Here is a 13,132-nt window from a genome sequence, read left to right as displayed (position 1 = left end):
TATTCATTTCACGATCATATACGTGCTCTGCTATAACTCCAGTGGGAGTCGGCCTTTGAAGGGAGGTGGGGGTACGTGCCGGCTTCCGGGATTGGTTTTCAGAAACCTGTATACCCGTATAGCATGACCCAAGGTTTGCCGTTATGAACAAAAAGGAGGAGTCAGATTGAGAAAATCCTGGATTTCGATGTTGTTTCTGATCTTTGCTTCAATGGCTTTGTTGTCGGCATGCAATTCGTCCGAGAAGGCAGAGGGAGGAAGCGAGGGGAGCGGCGAGAGCGGCGGCCCGGTTACGATGACCTTTTTTGCTCCGCAGGGCAAAGCGTCGATGGAAGAGAATGAATTTACCAAGTTTATCGAGAAGAAATTCGACGTCAAGCTGAAATGGGATCTGGCTCCGACCGATGCGCTGCAGGACCGCAGACAGCTGCTGCTTGCCAGTGGCGATTATCCTGAAGTTTTTCTCCACGGCAAGTTCACGACCTCAGACCTGCAAACCTATGGTAAACAAGGTGTGTTCCTGCCGCTTCAGGACTTGATCAAGCAGTACGGCCCGAATCTGACCAAAGTGATGGAGGAGAAGCCGTACTTCAAGGACGCCATTACGGCACCGGATGGCAACATCTACGCCCTGCCTATTTTTAACGAGTGCTACCACTGTACGTATGCCCAGAAATATTGGATCAACACCGATTGGCTGGATAAGGTGGGTCTGAAAATGCCTACAACGACCGACGAACTGTACACCGTTCTGAAGGCGTTCAAAACACAGGACCCGAACGGCAACGGTAAAGCCGACGAGATTCCGCTCACAGGTGCTCCGAACAAATATGTATGGAACGGCAATATTGATGCGTACTTGATGAACAGCTTTATATACAACGATAACGACAAATACCTGATTGTGAACGATGGCAAGGTGAGCTTTGCGGCCAATCAGGAGGGATGGAAGAAAGGGCTGGAGTACATGCACAAGCTGTATGCCGAAGGTCTGATTGATCCGGCTTCCTTCACGCAGAATGACCAGGCTGTAGGTCAGCTGGGGAATAAGGAAGGTGATGAGGTGGTTGGCTCCATTACAACTGCACTCGTCAGCTATCTGGTGAATACGTACGACAAAAACATTACCCGCCACCAGCACTGGGATATCGTGCCGCCGCTGAAAGGGCCAGATGGTGTGCAGACCACAGGGGCAACGCAGAGTGTAGGCGAGTTCGAATTTGCGATTACCAACAAAGCAACCGAAGCGCAGCAAATCGCCGCAATCAAAATCGTGGATTATATGTTCAGTGAAGAGGGAGCGCTGTACGCAGAGTATGGCCCGACAGAAGGAAAGGGCTGGAAGAAGGCTGATCCGGATGAGAAAAACATCAACGGTGAGCCTGCCAAGTACAGCTACTACAATCTGCCTGAGCGTGATCCAAACGTAGTTGTGAACGAGAGCTGGTCACAGATCGGTGCGCATGACTTGTCCAATACATTCCGCAATCTGTTTGCAGAGGGTCAGGACCCGCTGTCTGCGGAAGGATACGGTACACGCCTCGCCCAGGCGACAAATGTATACGCACCATATGCACCGAAAGAGGTCTATCCGGCGAATGTATTTATTCGTCCAGAGGACACCGAGTCAGCAGCTCAGCTGACGACAGCGATCAAAGATTACGTGCAGACCAATATGGCACAGTTCATCATTGGCAGCAAGAGCATTGAGAAGGACTGGGATTCCTATGTCAAAGGATTCGATGGACTTGGCCTGAGCAATTATCTGGAAATTTATCAGCGTGCAATTGAGAAAAAGTAATCTATATAAGTTGAACCAAAAATATTACACAGTCCACTCCGATGACAGAATAACCTTCCAATCGCTGTTATCCCCAGATTTTTTGAATTCCCTTTTCCAAAGGGGAAAATCCGGTGATAAAGGCGACCGCTCCGCTTTTTCAGGTTTTTTCTGTCCTCTCCGTTATCGTGTAATTGAATAGTTCAATTTATATATATGGACTGTCCCGTCTGTCACCTGTGACCGGGGCAGTCCTCTCCTATGACAACCCCACGTCATTCGATATAATGTACAGCATATTTACGAAATTTCAGTGAACAAGGCAAGTGGTTGTCGTCATGCAGCATGAAATGGAATTGGTGGGGGGACGCGGGAGATGAGCAACAATTGGTTCAGACGTTTGCTGTTATCGTATTTGCCTATATTTTTTATTGTGACGACGATTCTGTTTTTTATTTTTTTCCAGGTTTTTAATGAGCAGAACCGCAGGGAAGCACTCAAGGCGAATGAATTTCTGGCCTCACAGGTCACACAGTATCTGGACAATTCCTTGCGCTCAATTGATTTCAAGGTGCTGCGCGAGATTTTGACCAATTCCAATCTGAAAAACTATTTCTCGGTATCTGGCAGCGAGGATGTATATGCCGGCATTCAGGCAGTCAAGGTCATCGATGAATTGAAGATAGAATATCCGCTGATTGACTCGGTGTATTTGGTCAGATACAGCGATAACACGGTTTTTAGCAACGGTAAGGCCGTACCAATTCATGACTTCCCGGATGCTGCATTTATTGAAGATAGCCGCTCCAGGGATGAGCAGAAGTGGGTCGGTGCGCGGTCATTCAAGGCATTCCCATCCCAGACGGCGGAGCAGGTCATTACGATTGTACGCAATGCCGCCAACGGACGAGGACTGGTTGTGACAAATGTGGAGCTGAACACACTGCGCAAATCCATTATGCAGATGTATGACCCGGAGTTTACGTTTGTGAACATTTACAATCGGGCAGGAGGCAGCCTGTGGCACAACGGAATGCCTGAGGATTACACATCTGGCCCTACCCTTGCCTCCAAAACAGCAGCGGCTTCGGGAGAAGTATTCTCTGAATTTACGTCCAGCTACAGCGGCTGGAAGGTGCAGACCGGGCTGAACAACGGAAAGATCGTCAAGTTTGCCCTGCAATTTTATAATATCTGGTTTATCTTTGCTGCTGGTGTTGTGCTGGTCGGGGTGGCATGGGTCGTCTATGTGACTCGTAGAAACTATAAGCCCATTCAGCAGATCGTGACGTTGATCCAGACCGTATCTTCACAGAAACCGTCTGCGCTGAATTATGGCAAGGAGAATGAGTTCCGTTTTATTCATACGACACTGGAGCGCATGATTGATCAGACACGGCAGTATCAGGAGGAGCATGAGGAGAATCTGATTTTGCAGAAAAAAGTCTTCTTTCAGGAGCTGCTCGAAGGTACACGAGATTACTCGGGTCATGAGCTGTCTGCCAATATGAGCAGGTTCAAGCTGCCGGAACTGGAGCATCGCTGGGCTGTGCTGGTGGTGGAGATGGATCGGTATGACGTATTTGCAGCGGAGTACCATCAGCAGGACCAGGCTCTTCTGAAATTTGTGCTGTCCAGCATTCTGCAGGAAAGTGCGCGGCATGAAGGAACAGACGTGTGGGCCGAGTGGGTCTCCGATCAGCGTCTCTATGCGATTCTTTGGCTGCCGGAGACAGAGCATTCGGAAGAGATGGAAACACGTTTGCTCACCGATTATCTGGACCGGATTGGGCAATATCTGAATTTTACCGTCACGATCGGGGTGGGCCGGGTTGCGGTTGATCTCCGCGGGCTGCGAGCTTCCCTCAAAGAGGCTGTGCACGCGCTGGAATACAAGGCTGTGCTTGGCACCAATCGTATTATTCCATGTAGTGACGTACCGAATTCCACCAATGATGTGTATGAGTTTCTAAAAACAATCTCCCTGCTGGTGCAGGCACTGCGTCTGTCGGATGACGTCTGGGAGCAGCATTTCGAGCGACTCTTCAAGCAGATTCGCCAGTCGGTCCTGTCGCGCCAGGAGATTATGAACACGGTGCAGCTGTTGTTCCAGCATTATAATCGGGAATTTGCCGAGCTGCCGCAGGAATATAAGGAGACGTGGGCTGCAATATTTACACCGCTGCTGCCAAGGCTGGAAGGCTGGGAGACGCTGGACGTTCTGCGAGAGCTGTGTCTGGAGGGTTTCCGGGAACTGGCCCGTCAGATGCAGACACTGCATTGCTCTCGCAAGCATCGGTCACATATTTTGGAGATTCGCAAATATATCGAGGAGCACTATAACAATCCTGACCTGTCTCTGAATTACCTGAGTGATCTGTTCGATATCAACCCGAAGTATCTGAGCAAGCTTTTCAAAGATGAGCTTGGAGAGAAGTTTGTGGATCTGCTCATCAGTCACCGCATCGAAAAGGCGAAGCAGCTCATGCAGGAGACAGACAAAGCCATTCAGGAGATCAGCGAAGAAGTGGGGTACACAAACTATAATTCCTTCAACCGGGCTTTTAAAAATGTCGTGGGCATGGCTCCGAGTGACTATCGCAAGGCGATGTGAAGGCGGTGAGGTTGAAAGTATGGGAAGTGTGAAGGGATGCTGGCAGCGCAGGTGATAGACTCGGGAGTTGCTAGTCAGGTGATGCTGGTGATAGCCGTGCCAGACCAACTCAAACACAGGAGGAGAATGTGCACATGCAAACGCAAATGGGCTACAAAGACGCTTCGCTCCCCATTCAGCAGCGGGTACAGGACCTGCTTGAACGAATGACTACCGCAGAGAAGATCGGGCAGCTGATTCAGCCTATGGGCTGGAAGATGTACAAGAAAGAGACAGATGGCACCGTACAGATAACGGAAGAGTTCAAAGCGGAACTGGCGCAGGGTGGTGTTGGCTCGCTATACGGTGTGCTCAGAGCTGATCCGTGGACAGAGGTCACGCTGAAGACGGGACTGACACCGCGCCAAGGGGCGGTAGCAACAAATGTGATTCAGCGCTATGCAATAGAGCATTCCCGTTTGGGGATTCCGATTCTGTTCGGAGAAGAGTGCTCCCACGGGCATATGGCGATTGGTTCAACGGTTTTTCCTGTGCCGCTAATGGTAGGCAGTACGTGGAATACCGAGCTGTATCGCAGCATGTGTGAGGCGATTGCTGTGGAGACCCGGAGTCAGGGCGGCGCAGCCACGTATTCTCCAGTGCTGGATGTCGTGCGTGACCCGAGATGGGGACGGACGGAGGAATGTTTTGCCGAGGACCCGTATCTGATCGGGCAGTTTGCCGTGGAAGCGATCTACGGATTGCAGGGGGAACGCCTGGATTCCAACCATACCGTAGTGGCGACACTTAAACATTTTGCAGCATATGGCAGCTCGGAGGGAGGACGCAACGCGGCACCTGTGCATATGGGCATGCGTGAGCTGCATGAGATCGACCTGCTGCCGTTCAAACAAGCGGTGGAAGCCGGAGCCTGCTCAGTCATGACCGCTTATAACGAGATTGATGGCGTACCCTGTACGTCCAGTACGTATCTGCTTCATGACCTTTTACGGGAGGAGTGGGGCTTTGACGGATTTGTAATTACGGATTTTGGAGCCATTCAGATGCTGGTGAACGGACATAACACGGCTGAGAACGGCGAACAGGCTGTAGCACAGTCACTCAGGGCAGGTGTAGATATGGAAATGTCGGGTTTCATGTACCGCAAACATCTGGCACAGGCACTGGAGCAGGGTTTATTGGAGGAGAAGGAGCTGGACCTGGCTGTACGGCGGGTGCTGGAGATGAAATTCAGGCTGGGCTTGTTCGAGCAGCCGTATGTTGATCCTGATTTTGCTGAACGTGTGATTGGCTGTGAGGAGCATGTGCAGCTTGCGAGAGAAGTGGCACAAGAGGGCATCGTACTGCTGAAAAATGAAGGCAATGTGCTCCCGCTTGCTGCACAAGGCATTAAACTGGCTGTCATCGGGCCGAATGCCAATCATATGTATAACCAGCTTGGAGACTATACCTCCCCACAGCCAAGGAAGCAGATTGTCACGGTGCTGGATGGTATTAAACGCAAGCTTGGAGCCAATTCGGATCAGGTGCTGTACGCACCTGGATGCCGCATCAAGGGAGATTCAAGAGAGGGGTTCCCGCAGGCGCTTGCTTTTGCCGAGCAGGCAGATGTGATCGTCATGGTCATAGGCGGATCAAGTGCGCGTGATTTTGGCGAAGGTACGATTGATCTGCGCACGGGTGCGTCTGTGGTGACAGATGATCCGTGGAATGACATGGAATGCGGGGAAGGCATTGACCGCTCGTCATTGAATCTGATGGGGGTGCAGCTGGAACTGGTGCAGGAAGTATATAAACTGGGGAAACCGGTTGTTGTGGTCTATATTAATGGACGCCCGATTGCCGAGCCTTGGATTGACGAGCATATCCCAGCGATTGTGGAAGCGTGGTACCCGGGGCAGGAGGGTGGAAATGCCGTTGCGGATATCCTGTTCGGGGATGTGAATCCATCCGGTCGTCTGACGGTTTCCATTCCCAAGCATGTGGGACAGCTTCCCGTGTACTATCATGCCAAGCGGACGCGCGGCAAAAGGTATCTGGAGATGGACCTTGCGCCGCAGTACGCGTTTGGACATGGGCTGAGCTACACGCAATTCAAGTATGACAACGTAAGAGTAACGCCGGAGGTCATTGGACCGGAGGAGCAGGCCGAGGTGCAAGTGGAGGTTACGAACATTGGAGAAGTGGCAGGCAAAGAGGTCGTGCAGCTGTACATCACTGATGTGTCGGCTTCTGTCACCCGGGCAGAGATATCATTGAAAGGTTTTCGCAAAATCCATCTGGAGCCAGGGGAGACCCGTACGGTGACGCTCCCTGTGCATAAGGAACATCTAGCCCTGATCGACTCCCGTCTCCGGTCCATCGTAGAACCGGGTGAATTCAAGCTGATGGTTGGACGCAGCTCGGTGGACTGGACGGCATGCAGTCTGCATGTACAGCAAGTGGAGGTGACCGTATGATCCGAATTCAACGATTCATTGAAGATATGAAGCAGCGGCAGTGGCTGGATGTGGTAGAACTTCCCGAGTGGCAGATGCAGCGAGCGCGATATATACTGCCGGGAGAATATGAGTACGGGGCGGAGGCAGCAGCAATGCAGCCTTTAAATCCGTTAAACAGCACGCACGGCACGACTTATTTTCTGAGCAAAACCGTGCAGATTCCCGAGACGTGGCAGGGCCAGGCCGTCGGATTTGTTTTTGAAGCGGGCGGGGAAGGATTGCTCAAGGTGAATGGGGTTCCTTATCACGGACTGGATCGCAATCATTCCTTTGTGCCTCTGCCAATAGAGCGTGTGGGTGCTGAACCGAAGCTGGAGATCGAACTGTATGATCCAGTCCCTGAACCGCATGATCCGCTCAATCGGCAGGCAGTGATTCAGCCTCCCATTCAGGGGATACGAGCTGCACTGGTGCATGTGAATCAACCGCTTCAGAGCCTGATATACAGCATGATGGTGCTCTCCGAATCGTTGCAGGTCCTGCCGGAGAAAGATGCCAAGCGCACAGCACTGATCCGGGCAATGCATCAGGTGATGGATGAGATGAATCATGAGCTGCGCCGCTGGCAGGATGGGGTGTGGCTGCAGGAACTGGAGCAGAGACTCGCTCGGCACGTACAGCAGGCAGACCCGGAGCAGTACCGAAGCGGCTTTATGCATCTGGTTGGACAGTCTCACATTGATGTGGCCTGGCTCTGGCCTGTACGGGAGACGGTGCGCAAGTCGAGCCGAACGTTCTCTACGATGTGCACACTGATGGACACGTACCCGGATTTTGTGTATTCCCAGAGCCAGCCCCAGTTATATGCTTTTGTGAAGGAGCATTATCCAGAGCTGTATGAACGGGTGAAGGCACGGATTGCCGAAGGGCGCTGGGAACTTGTTGGCGGTATGTGGGTGGAGCCGGACTTGAACATCCCAAGCGGGGAATCGCTTGTGCGCCAGATTTTGTATGGGCAGCAGTTTTATCAGTCCGAGTTTGGCAAACGTTCAAATATCGAGTGGCTGCCCGATACGTTTGGATACTGCGCTTCACTGCCGCAGATTTTGCGGCTTGCGGACATTCCTTATTTTATGACCACCAAATTAAACTGGAATGATACGAATGTGTTCCCGTATGATCTGTTCGACTGGGTAGGGATTGACGGTACATCCGTGCTGGCTTACCTCAACCATGGTGTGAACGAGCATACACGTCCCAAGGATGTTGATGAACACTGGCAGTCCTTCAAACAAAAGGACGTACATCCAGAGCAGATGCTGCTCTATGGTCATGGCGATGGCGGCGGCGGGGTGACGCATGAGATGGTGGGATTTGCCGAGCGTGCGCACCTGATGGTGGGGCAACCTGTCAGCAGATTCAGTACGGCCGGGGCATTTTTCGAAGGCATTGAGGCAGGTGAACCGACATTGCCGAAGTGGCATGGTGATCTATATCTGGAGCTGCATCGTGGAACCTACACAACCCATGCGAGGAACAAACGAAGTAATCGCAAGGCGGAGGTGCTCTATCGCGAGGCAGAGATCTGGAGCCAGTTCGGGGCAGATGACAACAGGGTCACGCATAACAAGGGAGTACTGGATGAAGGCTGGAAGCTGATGATGCTGAATCAGTTCCATGACATCATCCCGGGCACGTCCATCCCTGAAGTATACGTTACCTCTGCCGAGGAATATACGAAGGTGTTTTCCATGGGCAATGACGTCCTGCAGCATACACTTGGCGCACTCACCAACACCGTTACAACAGATGAAGTACCTGGCACACCGTACGTGATCTTCAACAGCCTTGGCTGGGAGCGCAGTGAAGTGATCTGCATCTCCGGGGGAGCGGAGCTGGCCGGAACGATAGCGTATGATTGCCATGGCAATCGTTTGGTTAGTGAGGCCGAGCATTATGAGGGCGGGGCAAGTCTGCATATTCTTGTTCCTTCCATTCCGGCTTTCGGGTACAGCACGATATGGCTTCGAGAGTCGAAGGACGTTATTTCGATCGCAGAGCAATCCAGATTGGAGCCGGCTGCAGCATCCGAGGTAGTACACGATAAGGTCAAGATTTCAACGGACTTGGGTACAGTGCAAGCGGCATTCACAGATAACGCGAAAGAACAAGGCGCGGCTAAACTCGGGGTGATTCCTGCGCGATGGGAAACTGCATTTTACACGCTGGAGTTCAACGATTTGGGCGAGATCACGAGATGGTATGACAAAACGGTAGAACGTGAATGGCTGAAGCCGGGAGACAAAGCGAATGAATGGCAGCTTTTCCATGACCGACCGACATACTGGGATGCGTGGGACATTGATCCGCGATTTGAATCGCAGCGGGCGGGGACTGTTCAGCTCGTATCCAGAGAGGTTGTACAGCGCAGCGCTGTGCAGGATGTACTGCGTTTTCGCTGGCAGCTGAACGATTCGCAGATTAGCCAGGATGTGATTCTGTACCATCATCAGCGCCGGGTAGATTTCAAGACAAGTGTAGACTGGAACGAGAGCCACAAGCTGCTCAAGGTAGCATTCCCGGCAGATTTGGTGGCAGCCAAAGCAACGTATGAGATTCCGTTTGGTGCCTTGGAACGTGCAACCCATAACAATACAAGCTGGGAACGGGCACAGTTTGAGGTCTGCGGGCATCGCTGGGCTGATCTTTCGGAGGGTAACAGCGGCATCAGTCTGCTGAACGACTGCAAGTATGGTTATGACATCAAGGATCGTATGATCCGCCTGTCCCTCCTGCGAGCGCCCAAATGGCCGGATGTGCACGCCGATCAAGGGCAGCATGAGTTCACGTACGCTGTACTGCCGCATGCGGGAGACTGGCGTCAGGCGAGTGTTGTGCAGCGCGCCATGGAGCTGAATCATCCCGTACAGGTCGTTGCGGCGACTCCGCACAAGGGCACCCAGCCTTCCAGACACAGCTGGCTTCAATTCAAGAGTGAACATGTCATTCTGGATACGATCAAGATATCGGAAGACGGAACAGGCACAGTGCTTCGATTCTATGAATCCAGTGGAGGGCGGGAGAAGGTGCAGGTGAAGTGGAATAAACAGCATGTCCATGCGTCCATCATCAATCTGCTGGAGGATGAACTGGAGCGGCTTGCCTGTGAAGACGGAGCTTTTGAGCTGACCTTCAGGCCCTTTGAGATCAAATCGGTGAAGCTTGTTCCATTGAACTGATGTATATAACAGGTATCGAACGTACAATGGGCTGAGCGTGTTTAAAAAACAGGATTATCCATCCAATCATTCGCGGGAGGTACGACATGAAATTAACGAACAAGATCGGTGTCATCGTGGATAGCTTTGGCGTAGGGGTCAGGGAAGGGCTGATCAAAGCCAAGCACGCAGGTGCAGAAGGTGTGCAGATCTATGCGGTGAAGGGGGAGATGGACCCCGAAAATCTGTCTGCTGCGGCACGTAAAGAGCTTCGGAGCTACATTGATGGTCTGGGGCTTGAGATTTCAGCACTGGTTGGCGATCTGGGCGGTCACGGCTTTCAGGTTCAGGCGGATAATGCATGGAAAGTGGAAAAATCCAAGCGAATTATCGATCTGGCTCTTGAGCTGGGCACAAATATTGTAACTACACATATCGGGATTGTCCCGCATGATGCCTCCTCAGAGGTATATGCCACCCTGCACGCCGCTTGTGAGGAGCTGGGGCAATATGCGAAAAGCGCAGGCGCCTACTTTGCCATTGAGACTGGACCGGAAACGGCTGCTGATCTGAAAGGCTTTCTGGACACACTCTCCACAAACGGAGTGTCCGTCAATTTTGACCCGGCCAATATGGTGATGGTCACCGGGGATGATCCGGTGCAGGGTGTGAAGCTGCTCAAGGATTACATCGTGCACACCCATGTGAAGGATGGTTTGCGTCTGAAAGAGGTTGATCCACGCGATGTATACGGTGCGGTGGGGTATGCGCCTATGGATCATGACAAAATCGCTGAAATGGTCGCTTCGGGTACCTTTTTCCGGGAAGTGCCGCTGGGTGAAGGGGCAGTTGATTTTGATGCGTATTTTGCCGCACTGCAGGAGATCGGGTATAAGGGGTATTTGACTATTGAGCGTGAGGTCGGTCACCAGCCGGAAGTGGATATTCGTAAAGCTGTGCAATTCATTGAGCGATATCGACAATAGGGAGTGGAGCAGATGAAGATTGGTCTGAGCACGTACAGTTTGTTGAATGATCTGAACTCGGGAGCCATGACGGTGCTGGATGTCATTGACTGGATTGCAGCGAACGGCGGCGAACATATGGAGATGGTGCCTTACGGATATACCGTGGAGGATAATCATGAGCTTGCCCATGCCATTCGGGAGCGAGCCGCAGCTGCGGGCATCGAGCTGTCGAACTATTCCATGCCGGCTAATTTTGTGCAGGAGACAGAAGAGGCTTTTGAAGAAGAGATGGCCCGGGTCAAAAGACATGTGGATGTGGCACACCTTATGGGTGTCCGGCATCTGCGCCATGACGTTACTGCCTTCAGGCTGCCGAGGGAGAGTACGACAATTACCTGGTTTGAACAGCATCTGCCGCTGATGGTCAGAGGAAGCCAGATCATTGCGGATCACGCTGCGCAGTATGGAATGACCACAACGATTGAGAATCACGGCTTCAGCGTTCAGGCCAGTGATCGGGTACAGCGGGTGCTGCATGCTGTCGATCGACCAAACTTCAAAACGACGCTGGATATCGGCAATTTTATGTGTGTGGATGAGAACCCGATCATCGGAGTGATGAACAATCTGCCGTATGCTTCGCTTATCCATTTCAAAGACTTCTACTTCCGTCCATATGACGAGCATCCAGGAGAAGGGGAGTGGTTCACGACAACCTATGGCAACTTTCTGCGTGGTGCAATTGTAGGTCAAGGGGATATTCCCATTCGCAAAATCGTCAAGCTGATCAAAGACTCCGGCTATGATGGCAATATCACGGTGGAGTTCGAAGGCATGGAGGAATGCAAAGCCGCTTCCAAAATCGCCATGGACAATCTGCGCCGCTTCTGGGACGAAGCCTAGAATGGGTTGCCAGAGTATGCTGTGCAAATATCAAATGAGATCAAATGATATGCTATCCCTTCCGGGCCGCGAGATCGCGGCTCTTTTTGACACGTGGAGCAAAGCCTTTTCCAATAAACACCTGAGAGTCACAGGTCAGACATAAGTTCCAATGATCACAAGTATGGTATACTGAGTGTATTCAGCCTGAACATAACTGGCTATGGATAGGAGAGGTACAGATCTATGCAGGTATTTGAGGACTGGAACCAGAAGGTAAAGAAGACCTTTAACGCAACGAATCCCGAAGTGGTGCTGACAGTGACTGAAGCGGGCAACCTGCTGGGGCTGAGTAAAGACCAGATGAAGCTGTATGTTGATAAAAATAAACTCACCAAGGTACCTATTATGAGAAGTGTGCATCGATACCTTTTATTAAAAAGTGAGATTGATCGTATTGTGCAGGCCTGATCAATCCTAGAATACAAGGCGATGCAACCCTGTTCAGCAGGGTCATAACAGAATAGAACATTTACAGCCACTTGACCGATAATGCTCGGAAGAGTGGCTTTTTTTTGAATAGAGAAGATATGGTGAGAGCAGGGAATATCTTTAGCATATTTGGAGAAATATAGCTCTGTCACGGCTTGCGAATATAGTTGAAAATTTGTGCTTGTCAGCGGACAATGCATTCCTATATACTCTTGTCGCAACCGGCATACACCGTATGATTAAACGAATTCAAGGAGATGAACAATCCATGGCAATTAGCTTGAATGTGTACCTTGTAACTAACGGGAATGGGCGTGAAGCTGTCGAGTTCTATAAAGAGGCATTTGGTGCGGAAGTGCTTGCAATGCAGACTTTCGGAGAAGGTCCATCCAGTCCGGACCATCCGATCCCACCGGAAGCCAAAGACTGGATTATGCATGCTTCTCTGCAAATTGGAAGCTCGGTGCTGATGTTATCGGATACCTTGCCTGGTATGCCGCACACCGTTGGAGATAATATCACGATTACGGTCAATACGGACACGGCTGAGGAAGCGAAGAACATTTTCAGTAAACTTGAAGTGGGCGGTAAAGTGAATATGCCGATTCAGGAAACGTTCTGGAGCCCGGCTTACGGTAATGTAACCGACAAGTTTGGCGTGCTGTTCCAGATCAGTGCAGCAGCAGGACAAGCCTGAGTAGCTCGTTAAACGGGGATTGTATCATTTCTGGTATGGG

At 51.4% G+C, this 13,132-nt stretch carries 8 protein-coding genes; all 8 read left to right on the top strand.

All coding sequences use genetic code 11. The features are described 5' to 3' along the window. Positions 1-166: 166 nt before the first annotated feature. The 8 genes from ACQSGY_RS23160 (at position 167) to ACQSGY_RS23125 (ending at position 13,092) form a co-directional block, all read left to right on the top strand. Positions 167-1,801: an ABC transporter substrate-binding protein gene (locus ACQSGY_RS23160; protein WP_427181043.1), complete on the top strand. Its 1,635-nt coding sequence runs from the start codon at positions 167-169 to the stop codon at positions 1,799-1,801. A gap of 355 nt (positions 1,802-2,156) precedes the next feature. Continuing rightward, positions 2,157-4,394: a helix-turn-helix domain-containing protein gene (locus ACQSGY_RS23155; RefSeq protein WP_427181041.1), complete on the top strand. Its 2,238-nt coding sequence runs from the start codon at positions 2,157-2,159 to the stop codon at positions 4,392-4,394. Between the two features lie 146 nt (positions 4,395-4,540). Next, the gene (locus tag ACQSGY_RS23150) at positions 4,541-6,853 is read left to right on the top strand and encodes a glycoside hydrolase family 3 N-terminal domain-containing protein (protein ID WP_427181180.1); all 2,313 of its coding nucleotides are present in this window, start codon (positions 4,541-4,543) and stop codon (positions 6,851-6,853) included. Then, complete coding sequence (locus ACQSGY_RS23145; protein ID WP_427181040.1) at positions 6,850-10,074, top strand: alpha-mannosidase; 3,225 nt, start codon at positions 6,850-6,852, stop codon at positions 10,072-10,074. The genes ACQSGY_RS23150 and ACQSGY_RS23145 overlap by 4 nt, the downstream gene beginning before the upstream one ends. Before the next feature lie 86 nt (positions 10,075-10,160). Beyond that, complete coding sequence (locus ACQSGY_RS23140) at positions 10,161-11,039, top strand: sugar phosphate isomerase/epimerase family protein (RefSeq protein ID WP_427181038.1); 879 nt, start codon at positions 10,161-10,163, stop codon at positions 11,037-11,039. A 12-nt stretch (positions 11,040-11,051) separates the two neighbouring features. Beyond that, positions 11,052-11,924: a sugar phosphate isomerase/epimerase family protein gene (locus tag ACQSGY_RS23135; protein ID WP_427181036.1), complete on the top strand. Its 873-nt coding sequence runs from the start codon at positions 11,052-11,054 to the stop codon at positions 11,922-11,924. Positions 11,925-12,149: 225 nt separating this feature from the next. Next, positions 12,150-12,374 (top strand): DNA-binding protein, encoded by a 225-nt coding sequence (locus tag ACQSGY_RS23130; protein WP_111270376.1) that lies wholly within the window; start codon positions 12,150-12,152, stop codon positions 12,372-12,374. 289 nt (positions 12,375-12,663) lie between these two features. After that, positions 12,664-13,092: a VOC family protein gene (locus ACQSGY_RS23125; RefSeq protein WP_427181034.1), complete on the top strand. Its 429-nt coding sequence runs from the start codon at positions 12,664-12,666 to the stop codon at positions 13,090-13,092. The last annotated feature ends 40 nt before the right edge of the window (positions 13,093-13,132 follow it).

Source organism: Paenibacillus sp. TC-CSREp1 (genome assembly GCF_050171015.1).
Lineage (GTDB): Bacteria > Bacillota > Bacilli > Paenibacillales > Paenibacillaceae > Paenibacillus > Paenibacillus silvae.
Note: the sequence above shows the minus strand (reverse complement) of the source record. Positions and strands in the feature narration are given on the sequence as shown.

What these genes read in the sequence shown, in the direction of transcription:
- ACQSGY_RS23155 (WP_427181041.1), top strand. Translation starts at nt 2,157, where the DNA reads ATGAGCAACAATTGGTTCAGACGTTTGCTGTTATCGTATTTGCCTATA.
- ACQSGY_RS23150 (WP_427181180.1), top strand. Translation starts at nt 4,541, where the DNA reads ATGGGCTACAAAGACGCTTCGCTCCCCATTCAGCAGCGGGTACAGGAC.
- ACQSGY_RS23145 (WP_427181040.1), top strand. Translation starts at nt 6,850, where the DNA reads ATGATCCGAATTCAACGATTCATTGAAGATATGAAGCAGCGGCAGTGG.
- ACQSGY_RS23140 (WP_427181038.1), top strand. Translation starts at nt 10,161, where the DNA reads ATGAAATTAACGAACAAGATCGGTGTCATCGTGGATAGCTTTGGCGTA.
- ACQSGY_RS23135 (WP_427181036.1), top strand. Translation starts at nt 11,052, where the DNA reads ATGAAGATTGGTCTGAGCACGTACAGTTTGTTGAATGATCTGAACTCG.
- ACQSGY_RS23130 (WP_111270376.1), top strand. Translation starts at nt 12,150, where the DNA reads ATGCAGGTATTTGAGGACTGGAACCAGAAGGTAAAGAAGACCTTTAAC.
- ACQSGY_RS23125 (WP_427181034.1), top strand. Translation starts at nt 12,664, where the DNA reads ATGGCAATTAGCTTGAATGTGTACCTTGTAACTAACGGGAATGGGCGT.